Source organism: Pseudoalteromonas sp. NZS11_1 (assembly GCF_015864275.1).
In the GTDB taxonomy this organism is placed as follows: domain Bacteria; phylum Pseudomonadota; class Gammaproteobacteria; order Enterobacterales; family Alteromonadaceae; genus Pseudoalteromonas; species Pseudoalteromonas arctica.
Window position 1 is genome coordinate 1 of sequence record NZ_JADYXK010000020.1, and the last position, 23,540, is coordinate 23,540.

Here is a 23,540-nt window from a genome sequence, read left to right on the forward strand (position 1 = left end):
TTGAAACAGCAAAAAATAATGATATTTGCCAACGGATCCAAACAATACCTGGATTTGGTCCTATGGTATCAAGCGCCTATTTCAATGAAGTTGGAAATGGCAGTAACTATAAAAGAGGCCGTGATGTTTCAGCGTCTTTAGGTATCGTTCCGCGTCAACACAGTAGTGGCGGAAAAGATACTTTACTTGGGATAAGTAAGCGAGGAAATGGCTACTTAAGGTGCCTGTTGATCCAAGGAGCAAAAGCTGTTGTCTCAAGAGCAAAAACGAAGAATGATAAATTAAGTCAATGGATAAACCGACTGGTTCAAACTCGAGGGCATAATCGAGCGTGTGTAGCTTATGCCAACAAGATGGCGAGAATGGCTCGGGCTATTAGCGCTTCAGGTGAGAGTTACTCACCCGTATAAATACTCTTCAAAGAATTGCGTAAGTGGCTAAAACGATGACATAACAGGTCAAACCTGCATATTGAAAACCTATAGAGTTCAGTGGTAGTAAATACCGATAACCTGATCAGGACAATATGCGCGGATTACATCAAGGTCAGAAGTAATAATCTTCACTAAAAGACCGTATATATGACAACAAACCTGTCCCTGCTATCGTTGAATGACACCTTGCAATACTGGAGGAGACCATATATGAGCCCTGGTTAAGAGATTCACTAACTATGTCGTTATTTTATAAGCAAGCTGTTTGCTCGCCTCGTTTGGCTAACGCTTTAAAAGCGGCTTGCTGATGTTCTTTTTGTACATAACGGGGTGGCAAAGGGTTAACTTGCAACTGATATCCTGTTTGGTTAGATTGCACACTTGTAACCGGCGATATCCACACAACCTTAAGCTCTGGCGCTAAACGCTTAATAACACGCGCTATTCCTTCGCCATTTTTCACATGAAAATCGCCCGCTATATGCATTACCTGCGTATCTTTATGATTATTTAAATAGTTAACGATAGACTCCCCCATGGTTTCATCCCAGGTAACTTGCGCAGCATAGTAATTTTCGTTTTGACTCAGCGAGCCATGGTGCATTGAGGTCATAAAACGTTGTTTATAATCACTTGCTGAGGTATCCATAGTGGCTGCAATGAAGCTCTGCTGTGTTTCATCAAGTTTATTTACATAACTTATGCCTTGCCTGCCAATACAGGTAACAATATTTTTAGGGGCATTTGCAGCTATTACATCGCTATTGTTCGTTTTTGCCAGCTCTACCAGCGCACGGTAGTCACTTTTGTAGTTAGGCCACGCTTGGGTGTTATCAATTAAGTATTGCTCACCAATTTCACCCTTAACATACTGGTTTAAAGTACGCTGATCGGCGCGGCTAAATTGTTCAAGCGACAGCGCAGTGCGTTTATTACCTGCACTTAATTGCTCGAATAACTCAGTCTGAAATAAATGCACGCCCGGATGTGTATGCAATTCACCCACTAAAACCACATCGGCATTTAATAGCTTGGGCTCTAATAATACAGAGCTAACAGGCTTTGCTTGTGCATTATAAAGCGCAGTGTAATAAAGCGATGAGCTTTTATTAGGCACCATGGCTGTTGTGCTACAACCACTCAAACCCATAACTAACGCCAGAGTTAACATAGACTTTTTCATACACACCTTTAAAACACTTTAATGCAAATAATTATCAATATCATATACTTGTAATACCTATTAAGCCAGCCAAACTGCTGCTTACTTACATAATCAAGGAAATGAGCGAAACGCGCATTTATATGCCTTAACTTTGCTTGTAAATATTAAATAGCTTTTGATAGCAATATCTTAGGTAATTTGTTAAAACTGTGTAAAGTAGAAAATGAGCGTGACAACCGCAGGAATATACGCAAAATTGTTGTGCTTTTACGTTCTAGATTGAATTATAGGAGATCTAATTGAGTATTGAATTTTTAGAAACGGATTTCGATAAGGTTAGCTACCTTTTGAATTTGCTCACTGCAAGAGCAACTGGACTTGCATCTGACTCAGGTGAATTTGAAGCATTACGCTCTGAATTGCTGAGTAATTCTAATCTTGCACCAATGCTTCCTCAGTGGTTACGACAGCACCGTAATTTAGATTCATTTTGGGGGTTTATTCAGCCAAAATTTAGTAGTTACGCCGAAAGACGTACGTATTTATCTGGTGAGTTCACACCAATATTAGATCAATTGGAGTTCGGGCAACCAACTCAGGGAATAATGCCAACTACTACAAATACACCAGTGGCTCCAGCTAAAGAAGTTCCTCGTAACAAACGGAAAGTGTTTATTGTTCATGGACATAACAACGAAGTAAAACAAGAAGTAAGTCGCTTTGTCGAGCAACTTGGTTTAGAAGCTATTATCCTGCATGAGCAAGCTAACGCAGGAATGACAATTATTGAAAAAATTGAACATTATTCAAATGATGCTGATTTTGCTCTTGTTTTATATACTCCATGTGATTTAGGGAGAGCTATAACAGAGCCAAACCCTCCAAAAAATAGAGCACGACAAAATGTAGTGTTTGAACATGGTTACCTTATTGCGAAGCTTGGTCGAGAAAATGTCTGCCCTTTAGTTAAAGGGGCTCTTGAAACTCCAAATGATATAAGTGGTGTTTTATATGTCACTATTGATGATCCTGGTGCATGGAAAAACCAAGTAGCAAAAGAGTTAGTTCAATGTGGCTACACTTTAAAATCATTTTTCTAATAAGTATCAAAGACTAACGCTTACACAGGCGCTAGTCACTGGAGAAGGTTTAATAGATGGAACCAAATTATTCAGAATATTCTGTTACCGAATTGCAAGAAGCTATTACGTCTATTGATAGGGCTTTGTACCCTGAACGCTTTGAGCTATTAAAAGCCGAACTATTAAATAGAGACGAAGAAGACCATGAAGCTTCTCAATTAGTAAGTCTTTCATCAAAGGACTTACTTATTAAGCTCAGCAATGCATTTTTTGTAATTCCGTTGATGATCTATGTAGGAGTAGATGCACTTAATAGCGGTGAAATACTCCTTAAAGGAGGAGCTATATCAAAAAATGAAAACTTTATATTATTTACATTAAGCGTAATGTTTTGTTTTTTAATCTCAGCGGTACTGACATGTAGCCTGTTTGTGGATAAGAGCAAAAGTTCCTGACAAATACATTATGTCGTTCATAAGTTCACTAGGACACAGTTCGATTGGTAGTGCTTTTCTGGAGGTTGATAATATTTTCAACTCAGGGCAAAACATGCTGCACAAGCTAAGCAAAAACAAGTTATAGAGAATAAGAAGACGGTGAAGTGTATTTAAAAACTCTATAACTGAAACAAAAAGGCCGCAGTAATAAATACTGCGGTCTTTGTTTTTAGCTAAGTGCTATTTAGTAAGCGCCTGCGCTGTAAATAAGCTCGTAGCTGTGGCTGTAAATTTCAAGGATATTACCAAACGGGTCTTCCATGTAGATCATGCGGTACGGCTTTTCACCCGGGTAGTAATAACGAGGGGCTTGCATACGTTTTTTACCGCCAGCTTCTACAATACGTTCAGCTAAACCTTCTACATCAGGGTCTTGAACACAAAAATGAAAGATGCCTGTTTTCCAGTATTCAAAATTGTCTTTTGGGTTTTCTTGGTTTTTAAATTCGAAAATTTCGACACCAATACGATCCCCTGTAGATAGGTGCGCTATTTTGAATTTTTCCCACTTTTCGCCAAATACTTCTGTGCACATTTCGCCAATTGGGCTTTTGTCTTCGGTAATTAAAGTCGGTTCCATTATGGTGTACCAACCCATAACCTTAGTGTAAAACTCGACTGCTTTTTCAACGTCGGGAACCGAAATACCAATGTGCGAAAAACTACGTGGATATGTATGACTCATAATGCTTCCTCTTTAACTTGTGACTTATCTTGTGACTAGTTGATGGAGTTAGTTTACGAATCGACCAACATTAAGTAAAATTATCATTAATCATCATTTTGAGTACGTTTTGTAATGATAAATCCAACATGGTTAAATACGTTTTGTACTTTGGTTGAGGTAAATCATTTTACCCAAACAGCTGAACGCCTTTATATGACCCAATCTGGTGTAAGCCAGCACATTAAAAAGCTAGAGCAACAAGTTAACTGCGCTTTACTTGAGCGCCATGGTAAGCAGTTTTCGCTTACCCCTCAGGGCCAAAACTTGTATCAGCAGGGCAGCCTACTTCTTAAAGATTGGCAGTTTTTAGAACAACAATTAAAAGATGATTCGCCGTACAGCGGAGCGGTAAAGATTCAATCTCCGGGCAGTTGTGGTTTAAAGTTTTATAATCAATTATTAGCACTGCAATCTGAGCATAAAGAGCTGATTATTGATTACCGCTTTGCGCCCAATGTAAGTGTTGAACAAGCTGTAGCAAACCATAGTGCCGACATCGGGTTTTTAACTCAAGCTCCAACATTTAGCGAACTAACCAGCCATAAAATAAGCCAAGAGCCACTACTACTTGTAACGCCTGCAGGTATAAACATGCCTAATTGGCAAACCCTGTGTGAGCTAGGGTTTATTGCTCATCCTGATGCAAGCCATCATGCGCAGCTACTACTAAGCGAAAACTACAGTGAGTTTGAGCATATTGACCAAATAAGACGTACGGGATTTTCTAACCAAATTAGTTTGATACTAGAACCTGTAAGCTTAGGGCTGGGTTTTACGGTATTACCTGCTCATGCTGTTGGCGCATTCAATAAACCACAACTTATAAAAACACATCATTTAAAATGTCCGGTTAGTGAATCTATTTATGTGTGCCATCACCGAAATAGGCCGTTGGCAAAACGTATGAATACAGTGATTGAGCTAATAAAGGCGGGAGTAAATAGTTAAAACGTAAACCCCCTTTACACCCACGGCACTTAATACCATAAGCAAAAGGGGGAATAGAAAATTAGTTAACGCTTTCTAATTTTGCTTTTAAATCGAGTAAATCGGTTGCAATAGTATTTGGCTGTATTTCCCACGGATCGAAAATTGAATCTTTAGATCGTTGAATCCACGCTGCTCGCATACCGTGCGATATGGCACCGGTTACATCAAACGGGTTACTTGATACAAGCCACGTGTTTGCGCCTGTTGAATTGGTTTCGCGTAAAAAGTGGCTATAAACCCCTGGGTTTGGTTTAAAGGTTTTAACGTCGTCGGCACTTACTACCCCTTCAAAAAGCTCACTAATGCCAGCGGTTTCTAATAAGGTATGAACTGCGTCGGCAGCCCCATTTGAAAATGCAAACAAACGGTAATCTTTCGCTTTTAATTGCTCAAGGCCTGCTTTTACATCATCGAACGCAGGAAGCGTTTTATAAAGCTCTAGCAGTTGCCCCTTTTGATCTTCACTTAGCTCGGTTTTGTGCGCTAAGCAGGCGTAATCGAGTGCGTGTTTTGTACATAGCGAGAAAGGAATATAATTTTGCATTAATCCACGTCTAAATGAATACTCTAATTGCTTTTCGCGCCATGTATTTGAAAATGCTTGGGCGTTATCGCCAATCATGTCGTCGAGTAAGGACAGTACGCCGTGAGTGTTTATTAGCGTACCGTATACGTCAAATGCAAGTGTAGTTGCCATGTTTGCTCCGCAATAAAATAAATTAAGTTGGTCTTAGAGTACTTGCTTACAGCTTAACTTAATTTGAACGAACGCTCAAATTAATAAAACTTATAAGCATCGAGTGCCAAAATATCCATTTCTATACCTTCATGTATTTTTTTTGCTTTACCGTCACTACTTCCAAGCGCTGCAAAAAGAGGTAAAAAGTGCTCCTGGGTAGGGTGATTAAATAAAGCATGGGGTGCTTCATTTAAATAGTTAAGTAACGCTTGGGTGTTTTGCGCTATTAATTTTTGCTCAACCCAATGAGTAAACTCATTAACCATTTGAACACGATTAGGTGTAGCAGGGCTTTTAAATATTTCACGTAGATTGTGACTAATACCGCCGGAGCCAATAATTAATACGTTATCGCTGCGCAGTGGTGCAAGTAACTGTCCGTATTTATACATCGCCTGAACGCCTAAACGCGTGTTAATAGACACCTGAACAATAGGAATATTAGCTGCTGGGTACATTAAGCGCAGCGGGATCCACACACCATGATCCCATCCTTGATCTGCACTTTGCACCGTTTTAATACCCGCCTTGTAAAAGTACTCACTAATAGTATTAGCGAGCTTAGTGTCTCCTGGTGCTGGGTATTGAATTTCATACAGGGGCTTGGGGAAGTTATAAAAGTCGTGAATAGTATGCGGCGCATCTCCGGATGTAATAACTATATCGTGCTCTTCATCAAAGTGGGCAGAAAACACCACAATAGCACGAGGCTTACTAAGCGTTTGACCTAATGATGCAAAAAAATCTGACGTAGCCGATTGCTGAACAGCCATCATTGGCGAGCCGTGAGATATAAATAAAGCAGGCTGAGTCATACTAAAACCTTAAACAAGTAGATGCGTTATAAACACTATATAAGTTTCTATTTTGACGATAAATATGATACTTATTTATACATTATCAACAAAGCATTGTTAAAAAATGGATAAGCTCACCACCATGAAGACCTTTTTAGCCGTTGTGCAAGAAGGCTCGTTTTCAAAAGCGGCCGATAAACTCGATATTTCGCCGCAGTTAGTCAGCAAATATATTTCTGCATTGGAAGATAATCTACGCACGCGTTTATTACACCGTACAACGCGAAAAGTAAGTGTTACAGAGGCTGGAAATCAGTATTATCAGCGTTGTCAGCAGGTGGTTATTGATATTGAAGACATGGAAAACTCACTAAACAACTTAAGCGAAAATGTATCGGGTGTGCTTAGTATTAGTGCGCCTATGTCGTTTGGTACTAAGCATTTAGCAGGTTTGTTGGTTGATTTTCAAAAGCAGTATCCAAATTTAAAGTTAGATTTACGGCTCACAGACCAATATGTAGATATAGTAGAGCAGGGTATTGATATTGCTCTGCGCATTGGTGTATTAAAAAACTCAACGTTGATAGCTAAAAAAATTGCACCTATACACCTAGCGGTGTTTGCATCACCCGACTATTTAGAACGCCATGGCACGCCACAAACGCTTTTAGATTTACAGTCACATAATTATTTACGCTATTCCCACAGTGAGCCCACAAAACGACTATTTGGAGTTAATGAGTTAAAAAGCGAACTAAAGCTTGAAAGTAACTTTGTGGCTAACAATGGTGATTTGCTACTAAATACAGCCATTGCGGGTGGTGGTATTGCTATGCAGCCAACATTTATAGCAGGGGAAGCACTGGCTCAAGGTAAAGTAGTGCGCATTTTAAAAGACTATGAACCCGAGCCGATGGGGCTTTACATGGTGTATGCAAACAGACAGTTTTTACCCAGTAAAGTACGTGCATTTGTTGATTTTACTAGTGGCTATTATGGCGATGTTCCTTATTGGGATTTAGCGTAATAAAAAGTAAACCGCCTAACAGGCATTATATAAAAAGCTAAATTTTTAAAAAATTCCGTAGTAAATTTCTTAGTACTTTAAACACCTCTTGATTACTGTGTTGCTGATGCAGTAATACATCAACATTAGCCAACCAACCCATTTCTTCAAACTCAAGAGGAAGTTTAACCAGCTCACCACTTTGTACTGCATCTACAGCTACATGGTTTGGTAATAAGCACCACCCGTTACCTTGTATTGCTAGCTCGAGTAATACAAAGTAATTATCGGCATACCAAATCTCTGGGCTAATTTTTAGCTGAAAGCTACTTGTTTGCGTATTGCGAGAACGAAGAAGAAGTTGTCGATGTAGCCGAAGGCCATCCATATTTTCACATCTGATCCCCGCTAAAGGGTGCGATTTAGCAACATATAAATCAAATTTTACCGATCCAATACATTCATAGTCTAAGTAGCTCGGTATATTTAATTCACTAAAAATAATACCCGTTATAGGCTTTTCGCTGTTTAGCATGTCAATTATGTCATGGCTGGATGCACTTAAAAACTCAAGCGATACGTAAGGATACTTACTTTGCAGCTTGCTAATAATACTCGCGATAGTTTTAAACGGGATCCCTTCGTCAAGTGCGATAGTGATTTCGGTTGGTGTTTTTTCATTTAGTGCTAATGCAGAGTTTGTTAATCGCTGGTATTGATTAAGCACGGCTTTAGCCTGGGGGAGTAACTGTTTACCGGCTTCGGTTAATTGTGGATAGCGCCCTGTGCGCTCAAATAATGTCGCATTACAGTCTATTTCTAAATTAATAATATGCTGGCTTATTACCGACTGCGCTTTACTTAAACCGCGCGCAGCAGCTGAAAACGATCCAGCTTCAACGGTAGCCACAAATGCTTGAAGCTGTTCAATACTAAACATATCGCTTTTCCCGATACTAAGTAACTAACACATATCTTTATAATGAATGAAAATACAGCCATCGTCATCAACTTAAGAAGTTATTTATATATGAACACAGCAGAACGTATTTTTCAGGCGCTAATATTTGAGATGATAGCATTATCTTTTGTTGTACCTGCATCAGTTTATTTTGGTGGGTTTGCAACAGGAAAAATGGCAATAGTAGGTATTGGTTTATCAATCTTCGCCATGCTTTGGAATTACATTTACAACATAGTGTTTGATAAAATAGTTGGGCATAACCGAATCGAGCGAGGTTTAGTAACCCGCATTACGCATGCATGTGGCTTTGAGCTGGGTATGTTAGTAATAACGCTGCCAATACTTGCTTGGTATTTAAATATTACATGGCTAGCCGCTACAGCATTAGAAGCTGGCTTTTTAGTTTTTATACTTATATACACGTATATTTTTAATGTGTTGTACGATAAGTACCAACCTTACAAAAAATGGGTTAATAAATCGCAATGTGCTTGATATTTTTAAGTTTATAAAAGCAAAGTTGTGGGGTATTGAGATCGTTTTGGCAAAAGCGCAATGGCAATAAATAACGGTAAATGTGGTTTTTAATTAAACCAATTAGCACTGCTCAATTGACTAAGTAGTGCTAATTTACTATTTGTACAATTTACCGGCTAACTGTAATGGGGGTTTACAGTAACTTTTTGCTTTATATATTTAGCTCTTTCAATATGTTCCACACGCTCTCACCACTAGGATGAAGTGCAGCATGATACCGATACGCTTAATATGTAATAGGCACGTAATAATGCTTTTGACTACCTAATAACTAAGTTTAAAAACTTCGTTTTCAAACGCCAGCAAGCTGCGCTTATATAAATGCCCAACAAACAATATACTTACTACTAAGCGTTGCTTAAAAATCAACCACACTGACTATAACTAGGTGTGCCAAGCAAATGGCACACCTATTTTGTTATGCAGGTATGGGGGCGTTTTCTGCAATAAGCTGTTTAGATTTCAATTCACTCCAAAATTCGCTTGGTATGGTAACTTTCATTGAGGCTACATTAGCTTTAATTTGATCTGCCGTGCGTGCGCCAGGAATAATTGAGGATACCGTTGAAGGCGCCTCTGCGAATTGCAGTGCAGCTGTTTTAATATCAACCCCATGTTTAGATGCAATGTCGCTTATTGCATTAAACTTTTGCTGCATAGGCCCAGGAATTTTAGGTGAATAATTAAAGCGATTACGCCCGGCTAAAAAACCACCATTGAGCGGAGCACCAATGACTGCTGAAACACCTCGTTTATCAAGCATAGGAAAGGTTTTATCAAGTGCCTGCTTATGATCTAAAATTGAATATTGCAGCGCTAGTAAGCAAATATCAGGGTCTGACATATCAAGCGCTTTATAAATAGCATGAGGTGTATTTACTCCAAAACCCCAGCCTTTAATTATTCCTTCATCACGCATTTTAGTTAACTCAGGAATAGCCCCTTTTGCTGCCTGATCAAAATACTTAAGCCAATCATCTCCCATATCACTATTTTGCGGTGATAAATCGTGAATATAAACAATATCAAGCGAGGCGACACCAATACGATGCAACGTGTCTTCTATTGAACGGCGCGTGCCTGAGGCTGAATAATCATATTTATAATGAAAAGGTGAGTGATCAGCCCAATGCCAGCTATTTTCTAGAGGCTCTGCTGAAGGGGTAAGAAGGCGACCTACTTTTGAGGATAAAACATAATCTTCACGCTTTTTGTTTCGAAGTAAATCACCGAAGCGCCTTTCACTTAAGCTTAAGCCGTAAAAAGGTGACGTATCAAAATGACGAATACCAGAATCCCATGCTGCATTTAGCATTGTTAAAATTTCTGCATCGCTTGATATAGTATTAAAGCCATTCCCAGCGGCAAGACCGCCTAAGCCCATTCTTGATTCAGGCCGGTAATGCTTAGCGTTAGTAACATCGTTTGTGGGCAGAGCAGCGCTTTTATCTATTGATCCTTTAGTTTGCATAACACTGCCGTTAGACATTTTTACTTTTAATTGTTCAGCCAAAGCTGAAGCACTAAAAATAGAGCCTAAACTTAAAGCAGCGCCTGCTTTAATAAAATTTCTGCGAGATACCATGTAACTATTCTCCTTGAGTAAGGTTAAATATCTACGCTATAAACTAGTATAAATACCAACCAAACTCAAGCGGGAGAAAAACAATAAATATCAATAATTTCAATAAGATGGTTAAATTAACAAACGCTGAACGCGCACTTTAATTAACATTTTAGAATGATTATTTTCTTTACTCGTACAGTACTTTAATATGCACAAAATAGTGCACTTTAATAGCTTGATAAAAAAGCAAACTTCCAAATTGGTGCACGCCTTAATACTCATTCACGCAACATAAAAATGGTTACATTTATTCAAGTGTAAAAATTAGTAAACAAAACCGAAATGTATAAAAAGAGTGAATACCAAAGCCTAGTTAATCTCTCTAGCAAAGCGATTGCGGTAACGCTTAATTAATTTAATCGAACGTAGCTGGTCGCTAATTAAAGTAAATATTGGTGAAGCGTTTGTTTTTACAGGTTTACCTTGGCCTAAACGGCGTATTTGCCTTTTTACCAGTGCCATAGTGGCAAGCCCTGCAAGGGTTTTATCTTGCCAAGTAACACTGGGTAATACGGCTAGTTGCAGTGGCTCATTTTGCCATTTGTTTGGTAAATTTGGTTGGTATGCAAGCGCAGTAGCAATACCCACGATGGCCACTCCACTTTCAATCACGTTGTTGGCAATAGATAAGCGACTAACGCCGCCGGTGGTCATTATTGGGATTGATGAGCGGTGGCTAATCGCTTTTGCAAACTCTAAAAAGTATGCTTCGCGGGCAAGTGTGCGTTCGTCACCTGTTTTACCTTGCATGGCAGGGGCTTCGTAACTACCACCCGAAAGCTCTACAAAATCAACATTGAGTTCATTCAATAAATCCACTACAACTTGCGCGTCACTGGGTTCGAACCCACCACGTTGAAAATCTGCAGAGTTTAACTTTACCGAAACCGAAAGGGTGGGGGAGCAAGCTGCTTTAATACTGCGGGTTATTTCGAGAAGTAAACGGGCTCTATTTTGTAAACTTCCCCCCCATTTATCGTCGCGCTTATTGGTAAGTGGCGATAAAAACTGGGCAAGTAAATAGCCATGCGCTGCATGTATTTGTACGCCATTAAAACCTGCTTTTTCAGCTTGTAGTGCAGTTTGCGTAAAGCGGGTAATAACATCGTCAATGTCGGTTTGCGTCATTGCCTTTGGTACGCCAAATAAGTGCGAGTGCTTACCCATATTAAGTGCAACACTTGACGCTGATATAGCCTTTCCACCCATTTTTTTAAATACTTGCCTACCAGGGTGATTAATTTGCATCACCACTTTGCAATTATTTTGCTTTGATAAACGAGCAAGCTCTGCAAAGGCAGTAATATCGGTACTTTGCTCAAGCACTAGGCCACCTGGGCCTGTCATCGCTAAATGATCAACCATTACATTGCCAGTAATAATTAGCCCTGTACCGCCTTTAGCCCATGCGCTATAAACATTTTTAAGTGCTTGGGAGGGCGTTTGGTCCTCTTGTGCTAGGTTTTCTTCCATAGCGGCTTTGGCAATACGATTTTTTAATACTAAACCACTTGGCAAGGTAAAGGAGGTAAACACAGGGTTGCGCATAATTATTGGCTAATTAAATTGACATTAAAACAACTATAACCTTAAAGTTAGCTTGAAGGTCAACCTACTAAGTTTATGTAAAGTGGAGTTATTATTAGTTATGAAAATAGGCGAACTTGCAAAACTTACCAACATACCTGCCAGCACTATTCGTTTTTACGAAAGCAAAGGGTTATTAGCACCAACCAATCGCAGTGCTAATGGTTATAGGCTTTACACCCAACAAAACTTAGAAAAACTGCAATTAATTAAATTTTCACAAAGCTTGGGGTTTTCACTCAACGAAATACCTTTATTACGTAACGAAAACGGCGAGCTAAACCACACAGTAATAATCGAACGTTTAGAAAAAAAACAAAAAGAAGCTGACATTTTGATTGAGCAAATGCAGAAAAAGTCACAGCGTATTGGCAGTTTAACTGCGTTACTAAACTCTTATTGGGATAAAGGCGAATGCCTGCCAGAAAGTAAATTAAATGAATTACTAGAAGTGATGGATTACAAATAAACTAATACAGCTTATTCAGGGCCTGTTTATCTTTTGAGGTTAAATTTGCAGCAGTATGTTTGGTATTTAGGCAAGGCAGAGTCTATGTAGTGTGGTTATTCCCCATAAACAGACGATAACGTAGTATAAATGCCAAACATGTGCTGCCCTAAGGGTTCTGCCTAGGGGCAATTTACTCTTTGTAGCTCGGTTTTTACTTATTATTACATGGATGTAAGCCATTAGAATAACGCAGGAGCAGTTATCGAGCCCACTAAATTACAAACCTCGCGCCGCGATTAAATAGCCCCTAGATTGAACAAATTTTATCCTGAGAGGTCAACAAGCCCCAGTAAGCTGTATTTTATTTATGTTACTTAAGCTTTTTAATGCCAATTAACACACAGATGGCACCGCCAATAATACCCGCCCATGCTTCTATTGGTGTATCACCACTAAATGCGCGGCTTAACTGCGAAGCCGCCGCATCATAAACGTCATATCCCCACATAATTAAAGCGATACCTATAACGATTAAAACAATACCTATAATCTTATTATTCATAAACACCTCTGGTTTCTAACGTACATTATTTAACATACTTAATTGAAAACACTTAATAAATCTAATCAAGCTCTAGCTGCGCACGTTCAACGCTCTCACTAGGTAACTCTTTTTGTACCGATACACCAAGCTCTTTAAACTCTGATGCTTGTTTAATTAAATTACCTTTACCGCGGTATAATTGCGAGAACGCTTTGTCGTAACTTTCTTTCGCTTTATCAAGCTGCTTACCTACGCCTTCCATACTTAATAAAAAACCATTGAGCTTGTTATAAAAACGCTCAGCCCGATTTGCCAGCTCTTTTGAGTATTTGGTTTGCTCTTCAAAACGCCAAAGCTGTTTAACAATATTTAAACTAGTAAGCAGGGTAGTAGGTGTAGCTACCAGTATATTTTTTTCGATTGCTTGTTGGTAAATATCACTTTGATATTTAAGTGCTTCTACAAAAGCTGATTCTATTGGTACAAACATAACCACAACTTCAGGCGAATTAAGCCCTGGTAAACGGTCGTACGATTTACTCGCAAGCTCATTAATACGTGCTGTAACGGCGTTTACATGCTCTTTAATTGCTTGATTAGCATCTAGCTCATTTTCAGCGTTCACATAGCGTGTATAAGCATTTAATGATGTTTTAGCATCAATGACTAAGTGGCGGCCTTGTGGTAAGTAAACAACTACATCAGGGCGTAAGCGGCCATCTTCAGTGTTAAACGACACTTCGCGCTTATAATCAACGCCAGCACGTAAGCCAGCGCTATCTAAGACGTTTTCGAGCATGAGTTCGCCCCAATTACCTTGGGTTTTCTTTTGCCCTTGTAACGCGTTGCTGAGCTTGTCGGCTTGATCTGTTATAGCTTGGCTTTTAGCTTGCAAATGCAATAGCTCGGTTTTAAGCGCGGTTCGTTGTTTTATGTCTTCAACATGTATTGATTCCATTTTTTCTCTAAAGCCTTTTAGCTCGCCTTGAACCGGTTTTAATAATTGTTCAATGCTTTCTTGATTTAAGGTTTTAAAGCTTTGTGATTTTTCTTCTAGAATCTTATTGGCTAGGTTTTCAAATTCTTTTTTGAGCATATTTTTACTTTGCTCAATTTGCGCGAGTTGCTCGGTAAAGCTTTGTTGTTTTTGCTCGAGGGTGGTGCGCATATTATTATATTCAACATCGCGTTGATTATATTGCTCACGAAGCGCTGCAAGCTCGCCTTCGGCTTTACGCCAAAAGTGATTGTATTGAATGCTTTGTTTTTCTTGTTCGCTAAAACGCGTTTTAAAATGCTGGGCTTCATCGCGCTGTTCTTGGTGAGTATGTTCTAGCAGTTCGTGATCTTCTTGCAAGGCACTATATTGCAGCTCTTTATTATCAAATTGATTTTGTAATAGGGAAAGCTGTTGCTGCTGTTCGCTTATTTGTAGATGTAGCTTTTTGCGAAGCTGTGTTGATACAACGCCGTAAAATACAACGCCTAACGCAACACCAGCACCGGCGCTTAGCCAATCAATATTAGTGAGTACTTGAGTGAGCATAAAATAAACTTATAAAATTTAGAGACATGCCATCATAACCAATAACACACAATAGAAGTAGGGGAGCAAAGAAATTACAGACATAAAAAAACCAGCTCAAAATAAGCTGGTCAAATATTACTAAATTAAGTAATCAAAGGGAAAATCAACATGTGCCCGAGTAAGCTGCAACTTAAATACATAATCACCAAAATAACTAATATTACTGGGTGAGGCTATATAACAACAGGCATTAGAGTAGACCGGAAAACAAAATAATTAATTCAAATTAATTTACGAAAGATCATTTATTTTTATTCGGGTTGATTTAAACAAATCAAATTATGCGCATAAAAAAAGCCAGTTCAAAATGAACTGGCTTAATCATTACTAAAATTAGTAATCAAATAGGGGGAAATCAACATAAAACCTGTATTAACTGCAATTAATCAACAAGCATAATAGTAGACGCCGCTCTTTGAATTAAGTTCATAAAAAGATCAAAACTTTTAAAATAAAAATTGAATGCTAAATTTAGGCATAAAAAAAGCCAACTCAAAATGGGCTGGCTCAATCATTACTAAAATTAGTAACTAAATGGGGGGAATCAACATGAAAACTTGTATTAACTGCAATTAATCAACAAGCATAATAATAGACGCCACTTTTTTAATTAAGTTCATAAAAAAATAAAAACTTTTAAAATAAGTGCTCCACGCTAAATTTTGGGCATAAAAAAAGCCAACTCAAAATGGGCTGGCTCAATCATTACTAAAATTAGTAACTAAATGGGGGAATCAACATGAAAACTTGTATTAACTGCAATTAATCAACAAGCATAATAGTAGACGCCATTTTTTAAATTAAGTTCATAAAAAAGTAAAAACTTTTAAAATAAGTGCCGAACGCTAAATTTTAGGCATAAAAAAAGCCAACTCAAAATGGGCTGGCTTAATCATTACTAAAATTAGTAACTAAATGGGGAATCAACATGATGCTTGTGCTAACTGCAATTAACCAACAAGCATAATTGTAGACGTCCGCTTTTTAATTAAGTTCATAAAAAGATCAAAACTTTTTAAATCAATTTAGTTTTTAATTAGCGATAACATTTGTTGTTCATCAAATTTTGTAAAGCTCATTGATTTATCAGTAAATAACGCATCTACAAGGGCTTGTTTGTCTTGTTGCATTTTAAATACTTTTTGCTCTATTGAATTACTCATTATGAGCTTATACACAAATACAGGGTTAGTTTGGCCAATACGGTAAGCTCTATCAGTCGCTTGTTTTTCTACAGCAGGGTTCCACCATGGATCAAAGTGAATAACTGTATCGGCTTGTGTAAGGTTAAGGCCTGTACCGCCAGCTTTTAAGCTAATTAAAAACACTGATGTTTTACCACTGGTAAACTCGTCGATTACTTTATCTCGGTGGCGCGTTTGGCCTGTAAGCATACTAAAGTTAATGTTTATTTCTTCAAGGCGTTGGGCTATTAAATCAAGTGCCGATGTGAACTGACTAAATATAATAATTTTACGACCGAGACTTAACATAAGCGGTAAGTGTGTTGTTAACCATTCAAGCTTAGCGGAGCCTGCTTGAGTGTCTGGATCTATTAATTTAGGGTGGCAACAAATTTGCCTTAACTTTAAAAGTGCCTCTAAAAATGCAAGTTTACTTTTTTGTGCGCCTTGTTCGGCAAATAAGTCTATTAGCTTCTCTTCTAATGAACGTGTAATACCTTGATACATTTCTTTTTGCTTAGGCTCAAACTCAAACTCTTTAGTTAGCTCTGTTTTTTCAGGCAGCTCTTGCGCTACTTGTGCTTTAGTGCGGCGCATTATAAAAGGCATAATTAACGCTTTTAACTGCTCAGCTCTCTCCATATCAGCTTCACGCTCAATAGGCGTTTGAAAGTGCTGCTTAAAGTGGGCTTGAGACCCAAGTAACGATGGCATAGCAAAATCGAGTAACGATTTAAGCTCAAGTAAATTATTCTCGATTGGAGTACCACTTAAACAAAGTTTAAAGTCGGCATTTAAGCGTTTAACTAATCGCGAAACCTGTGCGGTATCGTTTTTAATGTATTGTGCTTCGTCGAGGATTATATTTTCAAAATATAATGGCGAATAATATGCAATATCACGCTTTAAAAGTGGATATGTAGTAAGTATACACTGCGCTTGCGCTAAGTGCTGTAAAGGATCGTTACGGTTTGAACCAAAAATAGTGGTGACTTTTAAGCTTTTAGCAAACTTAATAATTTCGTTTTTCCAGTTACTCACCAAACTAGTTGGACACACTATAAGTGTAGGGCCCGCTTGCGGGCGGTTAAATGTACTGGCTAAAAATGCAATAACTTGCAAGGTTTTACCCAGACCCATGTCATCAGCTAAAATACCACCTAATTGGTGACGTTTTAAAAAGCTAAGCCAGTCAACACCTTGCTGTTGGTACTCACGAAGTGTTACTGAGTCATTTAAGCCATGTAATGAAACCTTAGTAATTGCTTTATCGGGACTATTTAGCTCTTGTAAGTATAGCTCTAATGAGTCGTCGTGAAGCTCTACGTTTATAGCAGTGTGCTTTACTAATTCAGGTAAATACGAAAGCGGAATATTAAATTCGTCTCGTGTTTTTACAAATTCAAAACGCTCTTTAAATTCATTTAATAAGTTAATTGCTGACTTATTAATAACCCCAAATTCACGACCAAGCGGATAGTAGTAAAATAGTTCACTTTGGCGATTTAATGACTGATATAGCGGGTCAGTATTAGTAAACAACAGCGATGCCTTAGCATCACATAGCAATACTTTGCAGTGCATTTGATGCCCTGCTGCGCGGTGTACATGTAAACTAACTTCACACTGCGGATTAGGACTCGTTACTTTACTTACACTTACTTGCCAACCGCGTTGCTTAAAGCCAGGGAATACTTCGTATATTAGCCAATGCAAATGGATTGAAGACTGCTTTGTAAATACCAGTTCACTTTGTAAACCCCCTTTACAAAATTCAAATCCTAAGTTAATTAGCTCGTTAGTTACAGTATTTTCAAATGCACTATTAATCGTACTTGCAGGTGCAGCACCTGCTAAATAGTTTTTATTTTTATACTTAAATAACAACGAAAGAGATAAACCTTGATCGCCCATAGTTACTTTTAAAACAGCATTACTAGAGATTTTAGGCAATGTTGGCTGTAAATTAGTAGGGTGGGGTATTACACCTGCACCAAAGTTATCGGCAAGCTGCTTATATATTCTATCAAAGTTAGCGTCATGCAAAGCAGGCATAGTTTGTAAATGTGCTATTTCGTCTGCACTCAATGGGGTGCGAAGACGGCCCGCTTTTAAATGATCTAAATCGAGGTAAGTAGGTGGTGTTGTTTTTAATAAAGCCCAGTTTTGTGTTTGCTCAAGCTTAATAACTAATTGTGAGAGATCTTTATCTTGCTCCCAACTAAAACTTAATGCTTGGCCAGATTGCGCTTTAATTGGCACTCGAGAACGCTGGAAAAACAGGCGTTCTGTAGCTATCAACTGTTGTAAGGCACTAAAACCCCACTGGCCTTTTAGCTCAATACTCCCAACTGCATTTTGTGAGCGTATCCAACTAAATAATCTAAAATCACTTTCGAGTAAGTCACTCGGCGTTACAAAACTATTTAACTGCTGCTCGGTCAGGTTTCGACCTAGCGTGTAATTCTTTTTAGTCTCAACATTCGCTATTTTAGGTGTTAAGAATACTTTGTTATTCTCAATATCTAATACAAATAATAATACTTGCGATGGCGTGTTTTGATCACCACTTTTAAGTGCGCTTAATTCGCTAAACCAGTCATTAATAAAGTAATCTTCGCCATATTCACCAGAGTGCTCTATTTTGAGCTTAAATAAAATAGCAGCTAAGTGTCGGCATTTAGTTTTTGCATTACACGTACAATGCGTATCAACAGAATAACCAGTTGGTACTTTACTGATCTCAATACGTTGGTTAAACGATGATCCATTATCCACTTGTACAGTAGAGTCGACTACAGAAAAATTAGGGGTGTGTTCTAGCCAAGTGATTTGACCTTTCTTATAATATTCTTTGCCTTTATCTAAAACATTTTCACGGAAAAGTTTTTTAATAAAGCGTTCAGACAGAGGAAACTGGGTAGCCTGCTCATTTTTAATTTCTTCAAAAATAGCCATTAAATCATTTTTTGATAAGTTAGCAGACATGTCACTCTAAGCATTAAATTTTAAAAATAATCCTGCCAGTATATGCCTTATGTGCTCTGAGCTAAAGCACTATTAACAAGATATAAACTGGTTGGAGCTGATAACTTAGTAAAAAATCAGTTTGTAAGTAAAAATAAGCATCCAATTTTACAAAATAATATTTAAAACAACTGCAATGGTAGAAGTTACATATAGTTAGAAACATAAAAGTAAGCATTACAGATCACGATTTTACTAACAATAATAATAAATGAAGGAATATAGCTAAAAAGAGGAGATTAGTTAGTAAAAAAGTGATCTTGAAGAAGGAATATGATTATTTGAAGAGGAAATAGGCTAGTAAAGATCAGATTTTTACTAACAAAACAATCTGCCAGATCACTATTTAACTAAGTAAATATGCCTGACAGATCATTATTTAACTAACTAATTAAAGGCACTTAATAACTTAGTTAATTGCTCTAAGCGTTTGTCTGTCATCACTTTATTATCAATTTTGATAGAGACATCACCGCTTTTTAAATTGCGTTGTACCGATATGAAGTTATTTTCTAGTACAGCTTCGCGCTTAACAACTACTTGTGGCTCTGAAGTTAGGCATTTAGTGATCGCCATTGCACGCTTGTCGTCGCTTGTAATCGCATTTAACTCTTCATCACTAGCAAGGGCACTAACAAGTTGATTAAACGCCTCTTCGTCTCGCTCCTTTGCGCTAACAAGTTTTTTAGCGACTTCGCGACCTACGTGATTAGCAGTAGGGTAAAGCGCAATGACATCAGCAGGAATTTGCTCATAAGCTTTAATTGCATCTGCAATTGCAGTATGCGATACACCTTCTACCGCGGCAATCTCTCTGTAAGATCCTTTTTTACCTTGCTCAATAAGCTCATTTTTAGTTTGTTGGTAAGCTTGGCCAAGCTCCCATAAACTAGGAGCAATGTATTGATCTGAAGATACCGCTAAAATTTTTGCATCTTGATCAGTAAAATCGCTTGAACTAAGTACTAAATAATCTGCGTTACCTAAAATACAGGCCATACGACGACGTGAACCTGCCAGAACTAAACTTTTGTCACCTTGATCCCAAAGTAGGGCAGGATGTTGATTTCGGCCATCCTCACGAATTGCAGGAAGAATGTCTGATACTGACTTTTCGTTTAGAAGTGCCTGTACACGACGATTTTTGCCATATACACCAGTGGTAGATTCAATATCAGCATGTGCGATCACTTTACAAACAAGCGTAATTTGACGAGCAGGGTCGCTCGGTGCAGGCATTCTAATTACATCGCCAGCATTCGCTTGTTCTAGTAATGCATCAAGACTACTGCTACCTACAGCAGTTGCAAATGGATCTAAGCGGGTGTCATTTTTACGTTTTTTAGCCATTTTTATTTAACATCCTTACTTAGGGGTATTGAGTGTTGATTGAGTTGACTGCCAATTTGAACGAATAAGCATTTCTAGCTCATCGACCACATCTTTAATATTTTCTTGAGCGCGCATTAATGACTCACGACTTGCTAAGCTGTCTGATGCTTTTTGATCAAAAATAGTGTTGAAAGACGATGAACTAGCGGTAATCGCGGAGCTGTGATTGATTGGGTAGCTCATTACTTGGCGGCCAAATGCACTACGAACATCTTTAACGATATCGCGCTGTGAGTGATTACCTTTCACATAGTTGGTCACTAAAAATTGCATAAAGTCCCAGCCCTCATGGCCAAGTGCTGCAACTGTATGGTAAATCTCACCTAGTCGTTTTAAATATTTGTTATTAGCATCAAAATCTACAGCTTCCGGATGAACAGGAATAAGCATCGCAGTAGATGCCATTAATGCATTATAAAACATAAAGTTAAGGGTAGGTGCAGTATCAATTAAGATAATATCAAACTCGTCTTTAACGGGATCAATTACTTTCTCAAGTAACTTGTGGTAATGGCGAGTTTGCTCATAATTTGAGGTATCTTTGAGCAATGTTGCCGTTTCGTGCTCAAAGTAAAAGTCATCCATACCCGATGGTAATACACGAATATTTGGGATATGCGTTGGTAAAAATGAGTTAGACACAAATTCAGGCCATGTTTCACCCTCGTCTAAATCTATGCAATCACGCATTAAATCACCAACAGTAATCGGGTCGTGCTCACTTGAAGGAAAAAAGCTTGAAGAAGAGCCTTGTGGGTCTAAATCTATAATACCAATGCGATAACGTTTAATATTTGTAGTTGCAAGCGCTGCCGCTATATTAACCATACTGGTAGTTTTACCGCAGCCGCCTTTGAGAGAATTAATTACAATAACTTGCAGTTTGTCATCACCAGTACGATGATCTGGTTTAATGTCCATAATATCGGCCATAGCAAAAATATTTACTAATGTGTAAGCATAGTGACCGTTAGCACCGCGTTTTATGTTTAAATCATCGAAGTCGCCATTATCATGACGTCTTTTTAAAGTACGATTATTACAACCTAATAAATCAGCAGCTGCTTTTTGTGTATACGTTCTTAATTCTTTTTCTTCTGATTTAAGATGGGCACGGTAGTGCTGAATACGTCCTTCTAATGATTTTTCAGCAACTTCAGCTGTGGCTTTCAAAAGCCGATAGGTACTTAATGCGTTATTGTTGATAGACATACTTTCTTCCTCAAAGTTAGGCAGTTAGTATAATGTCCATTCAAATAGCTGTAAACAACTATTTAAGACGACATGCATTTTAAAAACAAGACATCTAAAAATATTTTTACACCTTTAATATTGCTTAGTATAAATAAAGAAGTTTAAAGGTGGTTAAATATATAAGGTAATAAAGGTTAAGGGTGTAAAAACAGCACATAACATTATGATTTATATGAATAATGTTTAAAAAAGCAGATCAGGTTTATACTTGGTTAAGATCAGATCTTTATCTACCTGCGGATCAGCTTTTTACTAAGGTCTATTTTAAATATAGAGTTATACACAGGTTACGCATGAAGTTATGAACAAAAAGAGCCCTGCAGATCAGTTTTTTACTAAGTAAATTATAAAGTTATGCACTAGTCGCAACATCAAAATACGCTTTTAATTAGTATAGATCTGATCTGTACTTGGTACAGATCAGATCTATTCTAACTCGGTAAGGCTTTATCCACAGGGGAATATATTTTTTGGTGTATTTGTCGTGCTTAATTTTAAAATTAAGCCATTGTAATGGACAAAATAACAGCTGAGTTAGTAAAAATTAGATTTGTGATAGTCCACTTAGTATAAATATGATCTGAAATCGTAAGTAATGTACATCACTTAGTATAATAGTGATCCAAACGTTTTATTTAAAGTCAGATCACTTTTATACTAACTTAAACATTTAACTTTTGTTGCTTAATGTGTTGTTATTAGCTGTCGCAATAAAAATGGAAATAAGAACAATGAGCCGAAAGGTCAACATCTCGGTAGATAACTTGCCCGATACACTTAGGGGCCAAATCCACGGGGTGGAAAGTGCAATAGATAACGAAAGTTTAGCACTATTTACAGACAACAAAGACGTGCGAATTTCTATTGAAAATGCAGCACATGGATTACGTGCATATTCAAACACGTTTAATCACTATGATTTGTGGGGACGCTTTGTTCGCTCGGGCTATAAAAAATTGCCACTTGAAGAAGCGCCTAAAAAAACAATTATTACGCGTAAAATATCTGAAAAAGTAGATGGTATTTTGTACGATGGCGAAATAAAAATAACGCCAGCTGTTGTAAGTACACGCAAAGATGGCGAAGATGTTGAATACCTTGTTTGGCCATCAGATAGAGAAGAAAAAGTAGAGCGAGCACTTATTCGTTTAGCTTCTAAAGGCAAAATAGTTAAAATTAATTTTAAATCCGGTATTCAATACGCGGTTGTTTTTTCTATGAACGAATTAGCACAAGAACTCAAAGCGGTAGGGCAGTCAATGCCATATCCTGCTATAAAAGAGTCACTTGAAGCATTGCAAGGTTCTAAACTTTCATTTAAATATTCGGCAACAGATACTAAAAATTCTGATATAGATGATTCGTTTTACGAGTCAAACATGAACTTTTTATCGTCACTGCATTTTAGTGGCAAAAAAGGTCAGGGTGGCAATGTAAAATGTGTCGCCTGTTTAAATGCATTTGTTCATAACATGATTGATAACCTTGAATACAAAGGGTATTACTTTAATAGCGCTCAAGAATTAAAACGTGGATTATCGCGTTGGATGATGCTTCGTTTGTATCACCTTTGGCGTTATGCAGCACCAGGTAAAACGTACCATTTTAGATTACTTTCTATTATGGAAAAATACGGATCTATTTATTCAACAGATGATATTACCGAAAATAAATTAAAAGCACTTCGTCGTGATATGACCACCACAATGAAAGATTTGATTGAAAAAGGTGCAATATCAGAATACAGCATTACAAACGTTAAAGATGACAAAACCGGTAACATTATCGATTACACATACGAAATGCACCCGTCTGATCAGTTTTGCGATGAAATACTTACATTGAACAAACACAATAAACGCATTGAAATCCAAGGCGGTAAACGCATTGTTGAAAATGCCGTGCTGATTGATGAAGATAAAATTGAAGAAATAGTAGAAAAATAATA

The 23,540-nt window shown here is 37.8% G+C and carries 20 protein-coding genes; 8 read left to right on the top strand and 12 right to left on the bottom strand.

Translation table 11 applies throughout. The features are described 5' to 3' along the window. The coding region (locus I6F44_RS13905; protein WP_197173992.1) for a transposase at positions 1 to 410 on the top strand (410 nt) is incomplete at its 5' end. 274 nt (positions 411 to 684) lie between these two features. On the opposite strand, the gene I6F44_RS13910 is transcribed toward I6F44_RS13905, so the two are convergent. Further along, positions 685 to 1,617: a ChaN family lipoprotein gene (locus I6F44_RS13910; protein WP_121954815.1), complete on the bottom strand. Its 933-nt coding sequence runs from the start codon at positions 1,615 to 1,617 to the stop codon at positions 685 to 687. Positions 1,618 to 1,898: 281 nt separating this feature from the next. Here I6F44_RS13910 and I6F44_RS13915 point away from each other — a divergent pair, with 281 nt between their 5' ends. After that, positions 1,899 to 2,699: a TIR domain-containing protein gene (locus I6F44_RS13915; RefSeq protein ID WP_121954816.1), complete on the top strand. Its 801-nt coding sequence runs from the start codon at positions 1,899 to 1,901 to the stop codon at positions 2,697 to 2,699. A 56-nt stretch (positions 2,700 to 2,755) separates the two neighbouring features. Continuing rightward, positions 2,756 to 3,136 (top strand): hypothetical protein, encoded by a 381-nt coding sequence (locus I6F44_RS13920; RefSeq protein ID WP_197173993.1) that lies wholly within the window; start codon positions 2,756 to 2,758, stop codon positions 3,134 to 3,136. Between the two features lie 226 nt (positions 3,137 to 3,362). On the opposite strand, the gene I6F44_RS13925 is transcribed toward I6F44_RS13920, so the two are convergent. Further along, positions 3,363 to 3,863 carry a lactoylglutathione lyase family protein gene (locus tag I6F44_RS13925; protein ID WP_007583656.1) on the bottom strand — a complete coding sequence of 167 codons (501 nt, stop codon included), beginning with the start codon at positions 3,861 to 3,863 and terminating at the stop codon, positions 3,363 to 3,365. 114 nt (positions 3,864 to 3,977) lie between these two features. On the opposite strand from I6F44_RS13925, the gene I6F44_RS13930 reads away from it, so the two are divergent. Next, complete coding sequence (locus tag I6F44_RS13930; RefSeq protein WP_197100411.1) at positions 3,978 to 4,853, top strand: LysR family transcriptional regulator; 876 nt, start codon at positions 3,978 to 3,980, stop codon at positions 4,851 to 4,853. A 61-nt stretch (positions 4,854 to 4,914) separates the two neighbouring features. Here I6F44_RS13930 and I6F44_RS13935 read toward each other — a convergent pair whose 3' ends face one another. Together I6F44_RS13935 and I6F44_RS13940 are read right to left on the bottom strand one after the other, a co-directional pair. After that, positions 4,915 to 5,592: a haloacid dehalogenase type II gene (locus tag I6F44_RS13935; protein ID WP_024591580.1), complete on the bottom strand. Its 678-nt coding sequence runs from the start codon at positions 5,590 to 5,592 to the stop codon at positions 4,915 to 4,917. An 80-nt stretch (positions 5,593 to 5,672) separates the two neighbouring features. Next, positions 5,673 to 6,449, bottom strand: coding sequence for a DODA-type extradiol aromatic ring-opening family dioxygenase (locus tag I6F44_RS13940; RefSeq protein ID WP_197173994.1), 777 nt, complete (start codon positions 6,447 to 6,449; stop codon positions 5,673 to 5,675). A gap of 106 nt (positions 6,450 to 6,555) precedes the next feature. Between I6F44_RS13940 and I6F44_RS13945 the strand changes: the two genes are divergently transcribed. Then, positions 6,556 to 7,458, top strand: coding sequence for a LysR family transcriptional regulator (locus I6F44_RS13945; protein WP_169044021.1), 903 nt, complete (start codon positions 6,556 to 6,558; stop codon positions 7,456 to 7,458). 37 nt (positions 7,459 to 7,495) lie between these two features. On the opposite strand, the gene I6F44_RS13950 is transcribed toward I6F44_RS13945, so the two are convergent. After that, positions 7,496 to 8,377: a LysR family transcriptional regulator gene (locus tag I6F44_RS13950; protein WP_197173995.1), complete on the bottom strand. Its 882-nt coding sequence runs from the start codon at positions 8,375 to 8,377 to the stop codon at positions 7,496 to 7,498. Between the two features lie 90 nt (positions 8,378 to 8,467). Between I6F44_RS13950 and I6F44_RS13955 the strand changes: the two genes are divergently transcribed. Then, entirely contained in the window at positions 8,468 to 8,896 is a 429-nt protein-coding gene (locus tag I6F44_RS13955) for a PACE efflux transporter (RefSeq protein WP_197173996.1), read from the top strand. A gap of 460 nt (positions 8,897 to 9,356) precedes the next feature. On the opposite strand, the gene I6F44_RS13960 is transcribed toward I6F44_RS13955, so the two are convergent. Together I6F44_RS13960 and I6F44_RS13965 are read right to left on the bottom strand one after the other, a co-directional pair. Next, on the bottom strand, positions 9,357 to 10,523 hold the full coding sequence (locus I6F44_RS13960) for an aldo/keto reductase (protein WP_197173997.1): 1,167 nt from the start codon (positions 10,521 to 10,523) through the stop codon (positions 9,357 to 9,359). A 351-nt stretch (positions 10,524 to 10,874) separates the two neighbouring features. Beyond that, positions 10,875 to 12,113, bottom strand: a complete 1,239-nt coding sequence (locus I6F44_RS13965) for an NADH:flavin oxidoreductase/NADH oxidase family protein (protein ID WP_197173998.1) — start codon at positions 12,111 to 12,113, stop codon at positions 10,875 to 10,877. 100 nt (positions 12,114 to 12,213) lie between these two features. Here I6F44_RS13965 and I6F44_RS13970 point away from each other — a divergent pair, with 100 nt between their 5' ends. Then, a complete protein-coding gene (locus I6F44_RS13970) occupies positions 12,214 to 12,621 on the top strand; it encodes a MerR family transcriptional regulator (RefSeq protein WP_197173999.1) in 408 nt (135 codons plus the stop codon). Between the two features lie 352 nt (positions 12,622 to 12,973). Here I6F44_RS13970 and I6F44_RS13975 read toward each other — a convergent pair whose 3' ends face one another. The 5 genes from I6F44_RS13975 to I6F44_RS13995 all read right to left on the bottom strand — a co-directional run bounded on the left by I6F44_RS13975 (position 12,974) and on the right by I6F44_RS13995 (position 21,550). Next, positions 12,974 to 13,165, bottom strand: coding sequence for a DUF3185 family protein (locus I6F44_RS13975; RefSeq protein WP_007583678.1), 192 nt, complete (start codon positions 13,163 to 13,165; stop codon positions 12,974 to 12,976). A 61-nt stretch (positions 13,166 to 13,226) separates the two neighbouring features. Next, complete coding sequence (rmuC, locus tag I6F44_RS13980; RefSeq protein WP_007583680.1) at positions 13,227 to 14,693, bottom strand: DNA recombination protein RmuC; 1,467 nt, start codon at positions 14,691 to 14,693, stop codon at positions 13,227 to 13,229. Between the two features lie 1,067 nt (positions 14,694 to 15,760). After that, positions 15,761 to 18,907 carry a DEAD/DEAH box helicase gene (locus I6F44_RS13985; RefSeq protein WP_010552907.1) on the bottom strand — a complete coding sequence of 1,049 codons (3,147 nt, stop codon included), beginning with the start codon at positions 18,905 to 18,907 and terminating at the stop codon, positions 15,761 to 15,763. A 426-nt stretch (positions 18,908 to 19,333) separates the two neighbouring features. Continuing rightward, positions 19,334 to 20,296: a transcriptional regulator gene (locus I6F44_RS13990; RefSeq protein WP_165736078.1), complete on the bottom strand. Its 963-nt coding sequence runs from the start codon at positions 20,294 to 20,296 to the stop codon at positions 19,334 to 19,336. A gap of 15 nt (positions 20,297 to 20,311) precedes the next feature. Beyond that, positions 20,312 to 21,550 carry an AAA family ATPase gene (locus I6F44_RS13995; protein WP_007583176.1) on the bottom strand — a complete coding sequence of 413 codons (1,239 nt, stop codon included), beginning with the start codon at positions 21,548 to 21,550 and terminating at the stop codon, positions 20,312 to 20,314. 773 nt (positions 21,551 to 22,323) lie between these two features. On the opposite strand from I6F44_RS13995, the gene I6F44_RS14000 reads away from it, so the two are divergent. Beyond that, positions 22,324 to 23,538: a hypothetical protein gene (locus tag I6F44_RS14000; RefSeq protein WP_024591590.1), complete on the top strand. Its 1,215-nt coding sequence runs from the start codon at positions 22,324 to 22,326 to the stop codon at positions 23,536 to 23,538. The last annotated feature ends 2 nt before the right edge of the window (positions 23,539 to 23,540 follow it).